The sequence below is a fragment of the Hydrogenophilus hirschii genome (assembly GCF_054656675.1).
The window spans coordinates 5,001-22,953 of the sequence record NZ_BAAHXQ010000001.1; the positions used below are offsets into that span (position 1 = coordinate 5,001).

Annotated in this window: 16 protein-coding genes and 2 rRNA genes (1 of these 18 running past the window's edge); 14 read left to right on the top strand and 4 right to left on the bottom strand. The window is 62.3% G+C overall.

Translation table 11 applies throughout. From position 1 onward, the window contains the following. From ACYQ4Z_RS00035 to ACYQ4Z_RS00045, 3 genes are all read left to right on the top strand, one after another. Window positions 1–1,521 (top strand): 23S ribosomal RNA (locus ACYQ4Z_RS00035) (it extends 1,353 nt beyond the left edge of the window). A 98-nt stretch (window positions 1,522–1,619) separates the two neighbouring features. Further along, window positions 1,620–1,734 (top strand): 5S ribosomal RNA (gene rrf, locus ACYQ4Z_RS00040). 168 nt (window positions 1,735–1,902) lie between these two features. After that, on the top strand, window positions 1,903–2,160 hold the full coding sequence (locus tag ACYQ4Z_RS00045) for a hypothetical protein (RefSeq protein WP_438438553.1): 258 nt from the start codon (window positions 1,903–1,905) through the stop codon (window positions 2,158–2,160). On the opposite strand, the gene ACYQ4Z_RS00050 is transcribed toward ACYQ4Z_RS00045, so the two are convergent. Beyond that, window positions 2,041–2,436 carry a putative inorganic carbon transporter subunit DabA gene (locus ACYQ4Z_RS00050; RefSeq protein WP_459860447.1) on the bottom strand — a complete coding sequence of 132 codons (396 nt, stop codon included), beginning with the start codon at window positions 2,434–2,436 and terminating at the stop codon, window positions 2,041–2,043. The genes ACYQ4Z_RS00045 and ACYQ4Z_RS00050 overlap by 120 nt on opposite strands. Window positions 2,437–2,505: 69 nt before the next feature. On the opposite strand from ACYQ4Z_RS00050, the gene ACYQ4Z_RS00055 reads away from it, so the two are divergent. The 11 genes from ACYQ4Z_RS00055 (at window position 2,506) to ACYQ4Z_RS00105 (ending at window position 15,180) form a co-directional block, all read left to right on the top strand. Further along, window positions 2,506–3,771 carry an IS256 family transposase gene (locus tag ACYQ4Z_RS00055; RefSeq protein WP_287683922.1) on the top strand — a complete coding sequence of 422 codons (1,266 nt, stop codon included), beginning with the start codon at window positions 2,506–2,508 and terminating at the stop codon, window positions 3,769–3,771. A gap of 141 nt (window positions 3,772–3,912) precedes the next feature. Next, window positions 3,913–4,524 (top strand): TetR/AcrR family transcriptional regulator, encoded by a 612-nt coding sequence (locus ACYQ4Z_RS00060; RefSeq protein ID WP_438438554.1) that lies wholly within the window; start codon window positions 3,913–3,915, stop codon window positions 4,522–4,524. A 30-nt stretch (window positions 4,525–4,554) separates the two neighbouring features. After that, window positions 4,555–6,066, top strand: a complete 1,512-nt coding sequence (locus ACYQ4Z_RS00065) for an FAD-linked oxidase C-terminal domain-containing protein (RefSeq protein WP_459859712.1) — start codon at window positions 4,555–4,557, stop codon at window positions 6,064–6,066. 16 nt (window positions 6,067–6,082) lie between these two features. Continuing rightward, a complete protein-coding gene (gene glcE, locus ACYQ4Z_RS00070; RefSeq protein ID WP_219973424.1) occupies window positions 6,083–7,168 on the top strand; it encodes a glycolate oxidase subunit GlcE in 1,086 nt (361 codons plus the stop codon). A gap of 3 nt (window positions 7,169–7,171) precedes the next feature. After that, a complete protein-coding gene (gene glcF / locus ACYQ4Z_RS00075) occupies window positions 7,172–8,416 on the top strand; it encodes a glycolate oxidase subunit GlcF (RefSeq protein WP_119334310.1) in 1,245 nt (414 codons plus the stop codon). Window positions 8,417–8,449: 33 nt separating this feature from the next. Then, window positions 8,450–9,370 carry a diaminopimelate epimerase gene (gene dapF, locus ACYQ4Z_RS00080; RefSeq protein WP_119336012.1) on the top strand — a complete coding sequence of 307 codons (921 nt, stop codon included), beginning with the start codon at window positions 8,450–8,452 and terminating at the stop codon, window positions 9,368–9,370. Window positions 9,371–9,403: 33 nt separating this feature from the next. After that, window positions 9,404–10,099 (top strand): DUF484 family protein, encoded by a 696-nt coding sequence (locus ACYQ4Z_RS00085; RefSeq protein ID WP_459859713.1) that lies wholly within the window; start codon window positions 9,404–9,406, stop codon window positions 10,097–10,099. Next, window positions 10,077–11,141: a tyrosine recombinase XerC gene (locus ACYQ4Z_RS00090; RefSeq protein ID WP_197713725.1), complete on the top strand. Its 1,065-nt coding sequence runs from the start codon at window positions 10,077–10,079 to the stop codon at window positions 11,139–11,141. The genes ACYQ4Z_RS00085 and ACYQ4Z_RS00090 overlap by 23 nt, the downstream gene beginning before the upstream one ends. Then, window positions 11,113–12,303: a class I SAM-dependent rRNA methyltransferase gene (locus tag ACYQ4Z_RS00095; protein WP_219973421.1), complete on the top strand. Its 1,191-nt coding sequence runs from the start codon at window positions 11,113–11,115 to the stop codon at window positions 12,301–12,303. The genes ACYQ4Z_RS00090 and ACYQ4Z_RS00095 overlap by 29 nt, the downstream gene beginning before the upstream one ends. Before the next feature lie 87 nt (window positions 12,304–12,390). Then, window positions 12,391–13,470, top strand: coding sequence for an aromatic ring-hydroxylating oxygenase subunit alpha (locus ACYQ4Z_RS00100; protein WP_219973419.1), 1,080 nt, complete (start codon window positions 12,391–12,393; stop codon window positions 13,468–13,470). A 9-nt stretch (window positions 13,471–13,479) separates the two neighbouring features. Beyond that, window positions 13,480–15,180, top strand: coding sequence for a putative bifunctional diguanylate cyclase/phosphodiesterase (locus ACYQ4Z_RS00105; RefSeq protein ID WP_459859714.1), 1,701 nt, complete (start codon window positions 13,480–13,482; stop codon window positions 15,178–15,180). Here the strand turns inward: ACYQ4Z_RS00105 and ACYQ4Z_RS00110 are convergent. The 3 genes from ACYQ4Z_RS00110 to ACYQ4Z_RS00120 are packed head-to-tail and all read right to left on the bottom strand — an operon-like array spanning window position 15,123 to window position 17,924. Next, on the bottom strand, window positions 15,123–15,515 hold the full coding sequence (locus ACYQ4Z_RS00110) for a hypothetical protein (protein WP_119334315.1): 393 nt from the start codon (window positions 15,513–15,515) through the stop codon (window positions 15,123–15,125). The two genes, ACYQ4Z_RS00105 and ACYQ4Z_RS00110, sit on opposite strands and share 58 nt — an antisense overlap. A gap of 6 nt (window positions 15,516–15,521) precedes the next feature. Next, a complete protein-coding gene (ruvB, locus tag ACYQ4Z_RS00115) occupies window positions 15,522–16,592 on the bottom strand; it encodes a Holliday junction branch migration DNA helicase RuvB (protein WP_219973415.1) in 1,071 nt (356 codons plus the stop codon). 3 nt (window positions 16,593–16,595) lie between these two features. Then, on the bottom strand, window positions 16,596–17,924 hold the full coding sequence (locus ACYQ4Z_RS00120; RefSeq protein ID WP_459859715.1) for a nitronate monooxygenase: 1,329 nt from the start codon (window positions 17,922–17,924) through the stop codon (window positions 16,596–16,598). Between the last annotated feature and the right edge of the window lie 29 nt (window positions 17,925–17,953).

Genomic DNA, 17,953 nt, shown 5'->3' on the forward strand with positions numbered 1-17,953 from the left:
CCGAAAGGCGTAGTCGATGGGAAACGGGTCAATATTCCCGTACCACCTTGCAATGCGATGGGGGGACGAAGAAGGGTAGCGCCGCCAGGTGTTGGACGCCCTGGTCTAAGCCGGTAGTCAGGCTGGGTAGGCAAATCCGCCCGGCAACGACGAGAGGTGACGGGGCGAAGAGCTTCGGTTCTTCGCTAGGCGCGATCCCAAGCTTCCAGGAAAAGCCTCTAAGCTTCAGTTGCAAGGTGACCGTACCGCAAACCGACACAGGTGGGCTGGTGTCAAAGCACCAAGGCGCTTGAGAGAACCCAGCAGAAGGAACTCGGCAAATTGACACCGTAACTTCGGGAGAAGGTGTGCCCCTGAGCGTGTAAGGGCTTGCCCCTGAAGCGCTTGGGGGTCGCAGAGAATCGGGGGCTGCGACTGTTTAATAAAAACACAGCACTCTGCAAACACGGAAGTGGACGTATAGGGTGTGACGCCTGCCCGGTGCCGGAAGGTTAAGTGATGGGGTGCAAGCTCCTGATCGAAGCCCCGGTAAACGGCGGCCGTAACTATAACGGTCCTAAGGTAGCGAAATTCCTTGTCGGGTAAGTTCCGACCTGCACGAATGGCGTAACGGTGGCCCCACTGTCTCCTGCTGGGACTCAGCGAAATTGAAGTGGTTGTGAAGATGCAATCTACCCGCGGCTAGACGGAAAGACCCCATGAACCTTTACTGCAGCTTTGCATTGGACTTTGATGTGGCCTGTGTAGGATAGGTGGGAGGCAAAGAAGCCGAGGCGCCAGCTTCGGTGGAGCCGTCCTTGAAATACCACCCTGGCCCCATCGAGGTTCTAACCGCGGTGGGTGCATCCCCACCCGGGACCGTGCATGGCAGGCAGTTTGACTGGGGCGGTCTCCTCCCAAAAGGTAACGGAGGAGCACGAAGGTACGCTTAGCGCGGTCGGAAATCGCGCTGTACGTGCAAGGGCATAAGCGTGCTTGACTGCAAGGCCCACAAGCCAAGCAGGTGCGAAAGCAGGTCCTAGTGATCCGGTGGTCCCGCATGGAAGGGCCATCGCTCAACGGATAAAAGGTACTCTGGGGATAACAGGCTGATACCGCCCAAGAGTTCACATCGACGGCGGTGTTTGGCACCTCGATGTCGGCTCATCTCATCCTGGGGCTGTAGTCGGTCCCAAGGGTATGGCTGTTCGCCATTTAAAGAGGTACGTGAGCTGGGTTTAAAACGTCGTGAGACAGTTTGGTCCCTATCTGCCGTGGGCGTAGGAAGTTTGAGGGGAGCTGCTCCTAGTACGAGAGGACCGGAGTGGACGCACCTCTGGTGTACCGGTTGTCACGCCAGTGGCACCGCCGGGTAGCTAAGTGCGGAAGAGATAAGCGCTGAAAGCATCTAAGCGCGAAACTCACCCCAAGATGAGACTTCCCGATCAGGGCCGTGGAAGACCACCACGTTGATAGGCGGCATGTGTAAGCGCTGCAAGGCGTTGAGCTGAGCCGTACTAATTGCCCGACCGGCTTGATCCTATGGCCGTAACGCCACATAAACCCACACACACATCACCCAAAACGCACCCCCTACCTAAAACCCACACGCCGTTCCAAAGCGTCACACCAGCTTCGAGTCTGACGACCATAGCGCCTTGGCACCACGCCTTCCCATCCCGAACAGGACCGTGAAACAAGGCAGCGCCGATGATACTGAGGAACACTCCTCGGGAAAGTAGGTCATCGTCAGACTCAACCCAACAACCCAAACCAGTCAAACCCAAACACCAAACGCCCATCCCAAAAGATGGGCGCTTGAAGTTTACGTGGCGATCTTCCTGACCCCCCTAAGCGTAACTGAAGACAGGGAAACCTGTACAATTCGAAGCGGTGTGATTTACCCGTGAGTTCATGTCATAAATGGATTTTCGCACGCGGTTCCTTGCGTACTACCGCTATTTGAAAACGACGGACCGGAAGTGGTACCGCCATTCGATCGCCGTGCTGCTGATCATCGGCGGTCTCCTCGGTTTTCTTCCGGTTCTCGGTTTTTGGATGTTACCGCTGGGGTTGAGTCTGTTGGCAGTCGATTTCCCGATCGTGCGTCGGTTCGTTCGCCGCACGTACGTGGCTTTGGGGCGAACGATCGTGCGAGTCCGAAAGTTCGCACGCAAGTGATGAAGCTACTGCAAACCATGCTCCGCCTTTGTACCGGGTGAATTCTTGGTCAGCCCAATGCCAGAGGTGTATCCACTCGTTGTCGATGAGATGTTGCAACGTTTGATGCTTTGCGATGATTTGCGTGAGCCGTTCACGTGGCGCATGGACGACTACCGTTAAGCGTAACGGCTCATGGCGCCAATTTTGGCCGTCAAACACGGATTGCAATGGGAGACCGATACGGAGGTCCCCCCCGTTTCCCGAGCTATGCTCGAAACTGGTGTACGGAGTGATTGAAAAGGGCGGCGTACTCTGCTGAAATCGGTTTTACCGAACTGATGAACAGCAAAGGAGCACGCCACCATGAGTAAAGATAACATCGTTTCTTTGTTGATGCCAGGGGGTATCGAGGACTCGTTGACGGAGTTGCTGCGCAATGGCGCCAGGCGACTGATTCAGCAAGCGATCGAGGCGGAGCTGGCCGAGATGCTGGCAAAGTATGAGGGGCAGACAGACGAACAGGGGCGCCGTGCGGTGGTTCGCAATGGTTATCTGCCGGAGCGGGAAATTCTGACCGGCGTAGGACCGGTAACGGTGAAGGTGCCGAAGGTGCGCAGCCGTGGGAAGGAATCGGTGGTATTTCGCTCCTCACTGGTGCCGCCGTATGTGCGCAAGGCCCGTCGGGTGGAGGCCGCTCTGCCGTGGCTCTACCTGAAGGGCATCTCGACCGGCCAGATGAAAGAGGCCCTGGAGGTGCTCGTCGGCCCCGAGGCAAAAGGGCTGTCTGCTTCGGTGATTGGCCGCCTGAAACGGGAGTGGGAAGCGGAATATACCGAATGGTGCCAGCGGGACATGAGAGGGGTGCGCTGGGTTTATTGGTGGGCAGACGCCATCTACAGCGGCCTGAGGGCCGAGGGCCAGAAGCTGTGCGCCCTGGTGATCATCGGCGTCAACGAATGGGGCGAGAAACATTTTCTGACCATCGAGGATGGCATTCGGGAATCGACCCAGAGCTGGCGGGAGGTGCTGCTGGGGCTGAAGCAGCGCGGCCTTGATGTGCCGCCGAAACTGGCAGTAGGCGACGGCGCCTTGGGCTTCTGGGCGGCGCTCGAGGAAGTGTATCCCGAAACCCGTCACCAGCGCTGCTGGGTGCACAAGACGGCCAACGTACTGAACTACCTGCCCAAAGCCGTTCAGCCCAAGGTCAAGAAAGCCTTGCAGGAGATCTGGATGGCCGAAGACCGGGCATCAGCCCACAAGGCCTTCGACCATTTCGTTGCGACATACCAAGCCAAATACGCGAAGGCGGTGACCTGCCTGGAAAAGGACCGGGAGGCCCTTCTGGCCTTCTACGACTTTCCGGCCGAACACTGGGTGCATATTCGCACGACCAATCCCATTGAGTCGGCCTTTGCCACGATTCGCCACCGGAGTGACCAGGCCAAAGGCTGCGTGAGCCGAAACACCCTGCTGGCAACGTTGTACAAACTGGGAATGAGCGCACAGAAACGCTGGCGGCGGATACGAGGGTTCAACTACCTTGCCAAGGTTGTCGAAGGAGTAAAGTTCAGGGACGGAGTGGAAGTCAATGACAAACGCGAAACCGACGAAAGCAGGAACGCCGCCTGATCAGGTCATACACCAGATTTGACTATAGCTCGGGAAATTGCATTGCATTGCTCCTGTTTGTGGTGAAGGTCCATGCATTATACTTGCGCTCGAACGATCGTTCAAGTGATAATCTCCTAACACGACAATCGAGCAGCGACTATGAAACGAGAACGGAGTGAAATCGTCGATCAGGCAATGCGCCTTTTTTGGGCGCGCGGTTTTCATGGGACGTCGATGCGTGATTTGCAACAGGTGCTCGACTTGCGCCCCGGGAGCATCTATGCCGCATTCGGCAGTAAGGAAGGACTCTTTCGCGAGGTGTTGCGGTACTATACCCAGGGTGGGCAGACGTTGCTGCGTCGTTTGCGGGACGAAACGGGCTCACCGCTTACCGCGATCGAGCGCTATTTCCAGACCGTAGTGTTGGAGCTGCGACACCGTGCGCCCAACCCGCAGTGCTTGTTGGTGAAGTCGCTGCTCGAGTTGAGCGACGACGAAGAGGGCGAGTTGGTGGTCGAGGTGCGCAACCATCTCAAGGTCATGCAGGGCTGTTTTGCCGAATTGCTCCGGGAAGCGCAGGCGAACGGGGAGATTCCCCGCGAACTCGATCCGGATCGAACCGCGCACTATTTGCAGGTGCAATTGATGGGGCTGCGCAGTTACGCGCGGTTGAGCGAAGACGAAGCGGTGATCGGCGCGGTGATGCAGGATCTCTTCGCGCGTTTGCGGCGCGGTGATCTTCCCACCGTGGCGCAGCCAGTTTGCCACTGATGGGCCATACCCCAAGTGAGGGAGGTGACGATGGAGGCGGTTGTCGATCGGGCGCGCGCCTGGGCGCAGACGGAACGCCATTTCGAGGTCGATGCCGAGCAACTCCGCGCGTGCTTGCTCGCGGTGTTGCCAGCGGATCGGGTGTTGTGCGCACCTGAAGAGTTGGCGCCGTACGAATGCGACGGTTTGTCGGTGTTTCGCGCACAGCCACTGGCGGTAGTGCTGCCGCAGTCGGAAGACGAAGTGGTTGCGGTGCTCAAGGTGTGTCACGAGATGGGGGTGCCGGTGGTGCCACGCGGCGCGGGCACGGGGTTGTCCGGTGGGGCGATGCCCCATCCGCAAGGGGTGGTGCTCTCGTTGGCGCGCTTGAACCGGATTCTGGCGATCGACCCGGTCGCGCGAACGGCTCGGGTGCAGCCAGGCGTGCGCAATTTGACGATCAGTGAAGCAGTGGCGCCCTACGGGCTTTACTATGCGCCCGACCCATCGTCACAAATCGCGTGCACGATCGGGGGGAACGTTGCCGAAAACTCGGGTGGCGTGCACTGTTTGAAGTATGGCTTGACGGTCCATAACGTGCTTGCGGTGCGTGGGTTTACGGCAAGTGGCGAACCCGTGGCGTTTGGGAGTGTCGCGCCCGACGCGCCGGGTTATGACCTTCTGGCGCTGACGATCGGTTCGGAAGGGATGCTTGCGGTGGTCACCGAAATCACCGTGCGCCTCTTGCCCAAACCGGTCGTGGCGAAGTGTCTTTTGGCCGCGTTCGATTCGGTTCGAGCCGCCGGGGAAGCGGTTGCGGCGGTGATTGCGGCGGGGATCATTCCCGCGGGGCTGGAGATGATGGATCGTGGCGCGACGGTGGCGGTGGAGGATTTCATCCATGCGGGTTATCCCACCGACGCGGAAGCGCTGTTGCTGTGTGAAGCCGATGGGACCGAAGCCGAGGTGGCCGAAGAGATCGCGCGGATGAAAGCGGTGTTGGAGGCGCACGGGGCCACAGAAATCCGTGTTTCCCGCGACGAGGCGGAGCGGCTGCGCTTCTGGGCGGGGCGCAAAGCGGCGTTTCCCGCGGCCGGACGTATTTCGGCCGACTACTACTGCATGGATGGCACCATCCCGCGCCGCGCGATCGGTGCGATGCTTGAAGCGATACGTGAAATGGAGTCACGCTACGGATTGCGTTGCCTCAATGTCTTTCACGCCGGGGATGGCAATTTGCACCCGCTGATCCTGTTCGATGCCAATGTCCCCGGGGAATGGGAGCGTGCCGAGGCGTTCGGGGCGGAAATTCTCGAACGCTCGGTGGCGCTGGGGGGGACGATCACGGGAGAACACGGCGTCGGAGTCGAGAAGATCAACCAGATGTGCGTGCAATTCACGCCTGAAGAGCGCGAAGCCTTTTTCCAGATCAAAGCGGCATTCGACCCGGACGGTGTGTTGAATCCGGGAAAAGCGATCCCGACGCTTCACCGTTGTGCCGAGTATGGCAAGATGCGCGTCTCTGGCGGGGCGTTGCCGTTTCCCGAGCTTCCCCGTTTTTGAGTGACTGGGGCATGGTATGACAGACGAAACCCAACAGCGCATCATCTCTGAGTGGCAGGAACGATTGCATACGGCACGCGAACGGCGCCAACCCGTCCGTATCCGCGGCGGCGGGAGCAAGTCGCACTTGCCGTGGTGTGGGATACCCGATGACGCCCTGGTGATCGATACGCGCGCGTTACGTGGTGTCGAGCGCTACGAACCCACCGAATTGGTGGTGACGGTGCGCGGCGGAACTCCGCTTGCCGAGGTCGAGGCGCTCTTGGCCGAACGCAATCAGTGGTTGCCCTTTGCCCCACCGCGTTTTCATGCCGGAACGACGATTGGCGGTGTCGTCGCGAGCGGCCTGTCCGGCCCCACCCGCCTTGGGCACGGAACGGTGCGTGACGCGGTGCTGGGGGTTCGGTTGCTCGATGGCCGGGGGCGTGTGTTGCGTTTTGGCGGCGAAGTGATGAAGAACGTCGCCGGGTATGACGTGTCGCGGCTCTTGGTTGGGTCGTGGGGCACGCTGGGCGTGCTGCTTTCGGTTTCGCTCAAGGTGGCGCCCGTGCCACCGGCATCGGCAACCCGCCGTTTCGCGATGACGGCTGTGGAGGCGAGTAGGCAACTCAACCGCTGGGCGGGGCAGCCGTTGCCGCTTTCGGCAGCGCTGTGGGCAGACGGGACGCTTTGGGTGCAACTGCGTGGCGCAAGAGCGGCGGTCGAGGAAGCTGGGGTGCAGCTCGGGGGCGAGGCGGTGGCAGACGATGAAGCCGACGCGTTGTGGCAGCGTGTGCGCGACCACCACGAAGCGCTTTGGACGGTTTCCGACGGCATGGTGTTGTGGCGCTTGGCGGTACCGCCAACGGCGCCGATCACCGAGGTTGGTGCCCGTTTCTGGTTCGAAGGCACGGGCGGCATTCGCTGGGTGGTCGCGCCGCCGGACTGGGATGGGTTCGCGTATGCCGCGCAACTGGGCGGCTGGGCGTGGCGGTGGCAAGGAGCGCCGGCGCCGCGCTGGATGAACGCGCGGCCTGAAACGGTAGCGGCGATCGAAGCGCGCGTGCGCGACGTGTTCGACCCCGATCGCCTCTTCGGTGATGGCCCGTTCGGGGAGGGGTGAGCGATGCAAACCCATCTCGCGCCATTTGCCCAAGCGTTGCCGGAAGCGGCAGAAGCCGAGGCGATTCTGCGCAAATGCGTCCATTGCGGATTCTGTACCGCGACCTGTCCCACCTACCAGCTGTTGGGGGACGAGCTCGACGGGCCGCGGGGGCGTATCTACCAGATCAAAATGGTGCTCGAAGGGGCGCCGGCAACGCGCACGATCCAGCACCATTTGGATCGCTGTTTGACGTGCCGATCGTGCGAAACCACTTGTCCGTCTGGAGTGACCTATCACCGCTTGCTCGACATCGGGCGTGCGGTGGTCGATGCTCAGGTGCCCCGGCCAAAGGGAGAAGCGTGGGTACGCAAAGCGTTGGCATGGGGACTGACCAACCGGCCGCTTTTCACCGCGGCGCTGCGCGTTGGTCAAGCGGTGCGGCCGCTTCTGCCCAAAACGCTCGCACAACAGGTGCCGCCTAAGGAGGCCCCTGGGCCGTGGCCGGTCCGCGACCATCCGCGGCGTATGTGGGTCGTGACCGGCTGCGTGCAACCGGCGCTGAAACCGGGGATCAACGCGGCAACCGCCCGACTTTTCGACGCGCTGGGGATTACGCTGACGCCTGCGCCAGACGCCGGTTGTTGCGGCGCAGTCGAGCACCATTTGGGAGAAAACGAAAAGGCACTGGCGCGCGCACGGCGTCATATCGATTGGTGGTGGCCGAAGCTCCATTCAGGCGAAATCGAAGGGGTAGTGGTCACCGCTAGCGGTTGTGGAGCGCACGTCCGCGACTATGCCGCGCTGTTGGCGCACGACCCCGCGTACGCGGAAAAGGCGCGTTTCGTCGTCGAGCGGGTGTGGGACCCCAGCGAGGTGGTGGCGCGCTTCGAGGCGGATCTGTTGGCGCGTCTGGGTTCGGTGCCGCCCGGTTCGCGCGGGGTGGTCGCATTTCATGCGCCCTGTACGCTTCAGCACGGACTCAAGGTGCGCGGCGTGGTGGAACGGTTGCTGACGCAGGCCGGTTGGGTGGTGCCGCCCGTGCGCGACGCTCACCTCTGTTGTGGTTCGGCCGGCACCTACAGCCTCTTGCAACGCGAAATCAGTGCGGCGCTCAAAGCGAACAAATTAGAAGCGCTGGCGGAAACGCGAGGGCAGGTGATCGCGACGGCCAATATCGGCTGTTTGGTCCATCTGCAAAGCGGTACGGCGTTGCCGGTGAAGCACTGGGTCGAGTTGCTCGCCGAGGCGTTGCCGTCTGCTGCGTAGGAGATTGACGTGGCGCAATGGCCGTTTACGAAGATGCACGGGCTGGGCAACGACTTCGTCGTGCTCGATGCGGTGCGTCAAGCGATCGCGCTCACCCCTGATCTGGCGCGACGGATCGCGGACCGGGCGTTTGGGATCGGGTGCGATCAGATCCTGCTGGTCGAGCCGCCCCCGGACGAGACGGTCGATTTTCGCTACCGGATTTTCAACGCCGATGGGGGCGAAGTCGAACAGTGCGGGAACGGGGCGCGCTGTTTTGCCCGTTTCGTCTTCGATACGGGGCTGACGCAAAAACGGGTGATCCGCGTGCTGACCCGTTCCGGTGTGATCGCGCCGCGGCTCAACGACGACGGTTCGGTGACGGTCGATATGGGGCCACCGCGTTTTTTGCCGTCGGAAATTCCGTTCGTGCCGCAGGCGGCAGACCCGGAGTCTGCCGAGGCGTGGGCGACGTTGCGTTCAGCTGATGCTGCGCCCGCAGTGACCCCGTTGCGGGTCGGTGACGAGCGGTTGCTGGTGAGCGTCGTCTCGATGGGCAACCCCCATGTGGTGCTCGTGGTCGGGGATGTGCGCACCGCGCCGGTTGCGACGCTGGGGCCAGCGATCGAGCGTCACCCCGCATTTCCGGCGCGGGTCAATGTCGGGTTCATGGAGGTGGTGACGCCGCAGCGGATTCGCTTGCGGGTTTTCGAACGCGGCGCCGGCGAAACGTTGGCTTGTGGCACAGGGGCATGTGCTGCGGTGGTAGCTGGAATTCGCCGCGGTTTGCTGCAAAGTCCCGTGACGGTGGAGACACGCGGCGGGACGCTGACCGTTGCGTGGGCAGGGGGGCATGCACCTCAGACTGAGCCGGTGTGGATGACCGGGCCAGCCGTGACGGTCTTTCACGGTACGTTCGATCCGGATCAACTCGTGCCACGCCCCACATGGGACGTGGCACCAGAGCCGCGTTGACGTCAGGCGATGGGCAGACAGCGACCACGGCGTGTGCGTAACGCCCGTTTGCGGCGGCGGCGTCCAGTAACCGCTAGGGTTGCGCTTTCTGCGCGCGCAGTGAAGCGCTATCTTGCCGACCATCCTACTTTTTTCCTGCGGGAAGTTGAGTGGCTGGCAACCCTGCGCTTGCCGGACGGCACGCCAGCGGATGTGATCTCGTTGGCGCACCGTCAGGCCATGCGACTTCGACACGAATGCGACCGTTTGGCGGCGCGACTCGCCGAATGGGAAGCGATCGCACGCGCCAATGACCGGTTGGCGCGGCAGGTGGTTGCGCTCTTGGTCGCGCTGCAGAGCGCCTTGACACCGCAAGCGGTTCGGGAAACGGTGCTGGCCTGGGCAACGCGTGAGTTTGCTTTTCCGTGTGTGCGTTGGTGCGAAGCGCTCCCGCTTCCTTTGCGACGGTGGTTGGGATTGCGCCCTGTTCGTGCTGCAGCATTGCCAGCGAACGCGGCCTTGACGGCGTGGTTCGGGGCTCCTTACGGGTCGGCGGCGCTTTTGGTGATCGAAGAGGGGCATTGGTTGCTGTTTGCGCACACGGCCTCGGACTATTTCGACGAACGCAACGGTGTCCTTTTCTTGGAGCAGGTCCGGGCGGGGATCCGCGCCGCGTGGGCACGGGTCCAAGGAGCGGGGCGAACAGAGGACGCAGCACGGGGGGCAGGTGGCGCGACGTTCGATTTGTGACGATGGGCGCGTCGGGCAGGTAACGCCGCGGACGGGCGCAGCGCCGGGCGCGTTGGACGGTGTGCCGCCGCTTATCGCGGCGTGGTTGGACTATCTTGCGGTCGTGCGCCGCGTTTCAGCGTACACGCATGCGGCGTACGCGCGGGAGATCGCGCACCTCGTGGCGCTCTGCAACGGGGCGCTTGGCGAGGTGACCCCTGCTGCGGTCCGCAAAGCGATCGGCACGGCGCACGAAGCGGGGTTGGCGCCCCGGTCGCTGGCGCGGCGCTTGTCGGCGTGGCGCGCTTTTTACCGCTGGGCATGTACGCATGGCCATTTGGCGGTCGATCCCACCGTTGGGGTTCGGCCACCGAAAAGCGATCGCCTCTTGCCGAAAGCGTTGCCCGTGGATGAAGCAGTGCGCTTTCTCGACGCACTGAGCGCGGCCCGTCCGCCGCGTGCGCCACAGCAACCGGACGGCATACGCGCGGAAGCCCTCTGGGCACGTGACCGTGCGCTGTTCGAGCTCCTCTATGGGTGCGGCTTGCGGGTGGGCGAGTTGGTTGCGCTCGATTACGACGACCCCGAGTGCGACTGGGCGGCCGGACGGATCGTGGTGTTGGGCAAGCGTCGCAAACGGCGGTGGGTTCCGGTGGGCCGAATGGCGCGCGACGCGGTGCGGGAGTGGTTGCGCGTCCGTCCCGGGTTGGCAGCCGCCGATGAGCAAGCGCTCTTCGTCTCCGACCGTGGACGGCGTCTGTCACCGCAAGGGGTGGCGTCGCGGTTGGCCTACTGGTCGGAACGGCTCGGCGTGGGGCAGCGGCTGCATCCCCACATGTTGCGCCACAGTTTTGCGAGCCACCTGTTGCAGTCGAGCGGCGATCTGCGCGCAGTGCAAGAGCTGCTTGGCCACGCGTCGTTGGCGAGCACCCAGATCTACACGAAACTGGACGTGCAGCATCTGGCGCGGATTTACGACGCCGCACACCCACGCGCACGGCGCGGAGGGCGCGAAAGCGCGGTAGAATCGCCCCATGGCCGATCTGATTCTGAAACCGGGTAAAGAGCGCGCCGTCAAGGCGCGCCACCCTTGGATCTTTGCCCAAAGCGTCGCCAAAGTGGTGGGGCGCGTCGAAAACGGTGGCACGGTGCGCGTCTGTGCGCACGATGGTACGCCGCTCGCCCGCGCAGGCATTTCATTCACTTCTGGCATTCGGGCGCGCATCTGGCGTTTCGATCCGGATCAACCGGTGGATCACGCGTTTTTCCGTCGCCAGGTGGCGCAAGCCGTTGCTTGGCGCGCACGTTATCCGACATTGGCGGGCCAAAGCGGGGTGCGCTTGGTGCATGGCGAGGCCGACGGTCTGCCCGGCGTGATCGTCGACCGCTATGGGTCTGTCGCGGTCTTGCAGATCACCTTTGCGGGGGCGGAGCGTTGGCGTGACGTGATCGTCGAGGCGCTCGTTCGCGCCTGTCCCGATTTGTCTGCGGTCTATGAGCGTTCCGATTCCGAGGTGCGGCAGCGTGAAGGGTTGGCGCCCCGTGTGGGGTTACTCTGGGGTACGCTGCCCGAGACGGTGTCGATCGACGAGTATGGGGTGCGTTTTGCCGTCGATATCGCAGGCGGGCACAAGACGGGGTTTTATCTCGATCAGCGCGAAAACCGGCGTCTGGTGCAACAGCTCGCAAGTGGCCTGCGGGTGCTCAACACCTTCTGTTATACCGGGGGGTTTTCGTTGCACGCGCTCAAAGGGGGCGCGGCGGAGGTCTGGTCGGTCGACTCCAGTGCGTCCGCGCTCACGTGGTTGGAAAAAAACCTGGCGCTCAACGCCGCACTGCCGACGGATCGTTCCCGTGTGCTCGAAGCGGACGTCTTTTCGGGGCTGCGGGAATGGTTGCAGGCAGGCGAGCTGTTCGACTTGGTGATTCTGGATCCGCCGAAATTCGCACCCTCGGCAGCGCACGTGCCCAAAGCGAAGCGCGCGTATCGGGATATCAACCTCTTTGGGATGCGTCTGGTGCGTCCCGGCGGGTACTTGATGACCTATTCCTGTTCCGGCGGGATCGGCGTCGAGGAGTTTCAGGCGCTCATCGCAACGTGCGCGGCAGAGAACCGTCGCAGTGGCCAGATCGTTGCCCGCTTGAGTGCGGGGGCCGATCATCCGATCGGTCTGGGGGCGCCAGAGGGCGAATACCTCAAAGGGTTGCTGGTGCGGCTCGACTGACTGGTTTTTTGTGCCAGATCAAAGCATTGTCTGGCGTTTTGTGGTACGATCGCCCGCTTTTCTGGGACGTTTGCGCGGAGATCTGTGATGGGGCAGCTGCAATTTCCGGTTTCCTGGTATTTCGACGAGGCGCTTTACCAGAAAGAGCTCGAGGTGCTGTTCAAAAACGGGCCGGGGTACCTCGGCCACGAACTGATGGTGCCGGAGGTGGGGTGCTACCGGGTGCTCGAGCAGTTCGACGAAGGGATGGCGCTCGTGCGTGACCGCGACGGGGTGCATCTGCTTTCCAATATCTGCCGCCATCGTCAGGCGATCATGCTGCGCGGTAGTGGCAAAACCGAACAGATCGTCTGTCCGTTGCACCGGTGGAGTTACGCGCTCGATGGGAAGTTGATCGGCGCGCCCCATTTCCCGGAGAATCCGTGCCTCAATTTGACGCGCGAGGCGGTGCAGAATTGGCACGGGCTGTTGTTCCGTGGGCCGCGCGACGTGCGCGCCGATTTGGCCGATATGAAGCCGCAGTTCGCGGACCGGTTCGACTTTTCCGGGTACAAGCTCGATCGGGTGGTGGCGCACGAATGCCATTACAACTGGAAGACGTTCGTCGAGGTCTATCTCGAGGATTACCATGTGGTGCCGTTCCACCCGGGGCTGGGGAATTTCGTCGATTGCGACCAGCTCGAGTGGCAGTTCGGCAAGTGGTATTCGGTCCAACGGGTGGGGATCACTTCACTGGCGCGTGCGGGTTCTCCAACCTACGAAAAGTGGCACCAGGCGGTGTTGGCCCACTATAATGGGCAACTGCCAAAGGATGGGGCGATTTGGTTGATGTACTACCCCAACGTGATGGTGGAGTGGTACCCCCATTCGCTGGTGGTGAGTACGCTCTGGCCGCAGGGCGTTGACAAGACGTTGAATTTGGTCGAGTTCTACTACCCCGAAGCGATCGTCGAATTCGAGCGCGAATTCGTCGAAGCCGAACAGGCTGCCTACATGGAGACGGCGGTAGAGGACGACGAGATTGCCGAACGGATGGACCGGGGTCGGAAGGTGTTGTGGCAAGAGGGACGCAACGAAGTGGGGCCCTATCAGTCGCCGTACGAAGACGGGATGCCGCACTTCCACGCGTTCTATCGGCGGGTGATGGCGGAACATCTCAAGGAGTAGAGGCCGAAGGTGATCATCTTTGGTATCGATGCCGCGCAGCAACACCAAACGCTCGCGGCATTTTTTTCGTTACCGGACAATCTGGCGCTGACGTTGGACGCGGAAAACCGCATTACTGCGGCAAGCGCCGGGCTGCTGGCGCTCATCGGCGTTGACGAACGCGGGGTATTGGGACAGCCGTTCACGGCTCTGCTCTTCGACGCGGACCGCTCAGCCGTGGCGGCACGGTTGCAGGAGGCGCGTGAACAGGGCGAGACGGTGCGCTTTTCTGCGCGGTTGCGCTGCGGCGACGGGCGCTTCGTTGGCTTGGCTTGGTCGGTGATCCAAGCGGGCTCCGAAGGGTGGTTGGTGCTCTCGGCGCACGAAGTGGGCGTCAACCTCGACAATGCGGCGCGACTTTCCCCCGAACTGACCGATCGGTTGACCGGGTTGCCGGCGCTTGCGCTCTTTTTGCAGCGGGTCGATCATGGGCTGCAGCGCTTGCGACGCAACCCGTCCGCACGTTTTGCCGTGGTGAGTCTTGGGCTCGACCGCTTTCATTTGGTGAACCACCGCTTCGGTTACTGGGCGGGTGATTTGCTGCTCACCGAAGTGGCGCATCGCCTCCAGCGCAATGTACGGCCCACAGACTTGGTGTCGCGGGTTGGGGGCGACGAATTCTGCGTGTTGCTGGAAGATGTCCGCGATGTCGCAGCGCCATTGCGCGTGGTGCAGCGGTGGCGCGAGGGGGTGGCAGTGCCGTTTCGCGTCGGGAACCACGAGCTTTCTTGGGGCTTTTCTGCTGGTGTCGCAGTGGTCGATCAGGCGGCGTTGTCTGGGGAAACGCCCCTTTCGAGCGAAGCGGTCCTGTCGGAAGCGCAGCTGGCGATGCGCGAAGCGAAGCGTCAGGGGGGCGCGGCGACGGTGATCTCCGACCCGGCGCTTCATCTCACGGTGCAGCAACAATTCGAGACGGAGGCCGAGCTGCGTGCTGCGATCGAACAGGATGCGTTCGAACCCTATTACCAGCCGATCGTCGATCTCGAAACGCGGGCGATCGCCGGGTTCGAGGCGTTGGTCCGCTGGCACCATCCGCGGCGCGGGGTGTTGCCGCCAGCCGCGTTCCTCGAGGTTGCCGAAACGAGTGGGCTGATCGACGCGATCGGCAAACAGGTGATCGAAAAGGCGCTCGCTACGCTGCGCACCTGGCATGAGGCACTGGGTCGGGCGACCCTTACGATCGCCGTGAATGTTTCGCCGCGGCAGCTGTGTGCGCCCGGTTTTGTCGAGTGGTTGCTGGCTGCGGTCACGAAGTGTGGCGTACCGCCCGAAACGGTGAAGGTGGAGATCACCGAGTCGGCGGTACTCGACCAGGGTGAGAAAACGCTCGCGATTCTTTCCCGGTTACGGGGCGTTGGGTTACAGGTGATGCTCGATGACTTCGGTACCGGTTTTTCGTCCCTTTCGTGCCTCTACCAGATCCCCGCGCAGGCGATCAAGATCGACCGCAGCTTTGTCGCGGCGATCGATACTCAGCGCGGGTACGATTTCGTCCGGGGGGTGGTCGATTTGGCGCATGCGCTGGGGCTCGACGTCGTGTGCGAAGGGGTCGAGACCGAAGCGCAACACGCGCAGGTGAAGGCGTTGGGAGCGCGCTGGGGGCAGGGGTATCTCTATTCACGTCCCGTGACTTCGGACCAGGCGTTGGCGATGCTGCTCTGTGGACAGTGAACCGTTCCTTGCCACGCGGTGAGCGGCCCGTATGGCGCGAACGCCGAGACGGCAAGGAGCAGTGTGAAACTCCCGGCAACGAGCGCAAACTGCACGCGATGCCAATGCGGCGGAGCGGTGTGTAGCGCATCGGCGCGGGCACGGCGGATCATCCGCCACCCTGCAACGGCAAGGAGTAACAGCGCGCTACCTGCCACGCGCGCCAAGAGCGGCGTCAGGAGCCAGCCGCATCCCGGCGCGAGCCGGTCCGGCATTTCGAACGACGGCGCAAAGAGCAGCAGGTACCCACCGGTGAATAAGGTAAAGAGCCAAGCGAGCGCCAGAAACGTGCGCATAGTCGCTCACGGTAATCGGCCAAGCTCGTCTGAAACGGGAAAAAGCGTGGGCTGGAGGGGTGCGTTGGCCTGCCCAAGTCCTGAGGGTGGTGTCAGGCCAAAATGGCGATAGACCGCCGCGGTGGCGACGCGGCCGCGGGGGGTGCGCTGCAGGTAGCCCTGTTGGATCAAGTAGGGTTCGATCACGTCTTCGATGGTGTCGGGAGCTTCACCGATTGCCGCGGCGACGTTTTCCAAACCCACCGGGCCACCGTCGAAGCGTTCGATGATCGCGGTAAGGAGCTTTCGGTCCATCACGTCGAGTCCAAGGGGATCGACATCCAGAAGGGTCAAGGCCTCGTGCGCGATCGCGGCGGTGATCGTGCCGTTGGCTTTGACTTGGGCAAAGTCGCGAACGCGCCGCAGTAACCGGTTCGCGATGCGTGGGGTCCCGCGGGCACGGCGAGCGATTTCGAGCGCTCCGGCGTCGTCGATCGTCACGTGCAGGAGCCGCGCCGAGCGGAGCACGATCTGCTGCAGCTCTTCGGCGCTATAGAATTCGAGCCGCGCGACGATCCCGAAGCGGTCGCGCAGCGGGTTGGTGAGCATCCCGGCGCGGGTGGTCGCGCCCACGAGCGTAAAGGGGGCGACGTCGAGCTTGATCGAGCGCGCGGCGGGTCCTTCCCCGATCACGATATCGATCTGGTAGTCCTCCATCGCCGGGTAGAGGATCTCCTCCACCACGGGAGAGAGGCGGTGGATTTCGTCGATGAAGAGTACGTCACGGGGTTGCAATGTGGTGAGGATCGCGGCGAGGTCCCCTGCGCGCTCCAGCACCGGGCCGGAGGTTTGGTGAAACCCCACGCCGAGCTCTTCGGCGATGATGTGCGCCAGCGTCGTTTTCCCAAGGCCAGGTGGGCCAAAGAGCAAGACGTGGTCGAGCGCGTCGTTGCGTTGCCGCGCCGCTTCGATGAAGATCGCGAGTTGTTCGCGTGCCTTTTGTTGGCCGGTGTAATCGCGAAGCCGCTTGGGGCGGAGCGCCCGTTCGAAGCGCTCGTCGCCTGCCAGCGGTTGGGGGGCGATCAGCCGCTCGTTCATCGCTTAGGTGTCGTCGGCAAGCGTTTCCGGTGCCGCCGCGCGTCCTTTCGCCTTTTGCGGCGGTTGTGGTTCGGGATCCGGCAAACGGATTTGGTGCTCGGTACTGTATTGGTAGTCTTTGAAAACGTGTTCCGCGGTGAGGAGTTGATAGGTGCCGTCCGGGTAGCGGCGTGTGGTGTCCTTGAGGCGGTAGACGTAATGACCGCACGTCCATACTTTGAAGTTGCGCATGTGGGTGCACAGGCAAGTCTTGTCCCAGACGTGGAGCTTATCTCCCGGTGGCGTGGTTTCCATGGCGCGGTTGTAGGCGTCGATATAGGCGCAATGGCCGTTCGCATCCAGCAGGTAGCCGTACGATTCGCAGTTGGGGCGAATGCCGCTGCCGATCGCGGGGCTCGATTTGAGCATCCGCATCGGGTATCCGGTGGGCGAGATCGTATTGACCACGACGTCTTCTTCGTTGGCTTTGAAGTATTCTTGTTTGACGTCGTCGGGAAGACCGCACTCTTTGGTGACGGTGAATCGGGTTGCGACTTGCACCGCAGCGGCGCCCATTTCCAAGTATTCGACCGCGTCGGTGCCCGTGAAAATGCCGCCAGCGGGGATCACCGGGATCGTCAGGTGGTTTTCGGCCAGATAGCGCAACACCTCGGCGGTGATGGTCTTGAGGTCGTATTGCGCCCAATCGAGGCCGAAACCGAGGTGGCCGCCCGCTAGTGGTCCTTCGACGACGACGTAATCGGGAAGCCGCCCGGTGCGGCTGTTTTTCTTGAGAAAGAGCGCGAGGGCCCGTACCGAGGAGACGATGATCCCGAGCTTGGCGTCATGGAAACGCGGATGGGTTTCGATGAGCGCAAAACTTCCGAGATGCAGTCCCGCGGAAAGGGTGATGCCGTCGATTCCGGCGTCGAGCGCTGCTTCGAGCCGCACCTTGAGCGTCTCTTTCGGCGCGCCCATGGTGAGTTTTTCCATGCAGTTGATGAACACCATCCCCGCACCCGTTTTGCGCGCCATCGTCTTTTCGACGTGGAGCTTTTGCGCTTCGCGCACCATCCCCAGGTCGAATTTCACCGCCGATTTGTCGCTGTTTTTGACGTTGTATTTGTACTTTTTGAGTTTTTCTTTGGTGAATTCGGTTTCGTAACGGCGGTCGGTGACCGTGGGTACCATCGCGTCGGAGATATGGCCGATGCCGCCGAGCCGGGCGACTTCGAGCGCAAGATCGGTGTTGGAGATGTCTACCCCCATGCCGCCCAGCATGAGCGGCACCACTTCCGGGCCATGGTCACCGAACCGCAGGCGGAAGTCGTCGAGTGTGCGTCGTGTGGTCATGCTCTGTGCTGCTCCCTTGGTGTTGGCTC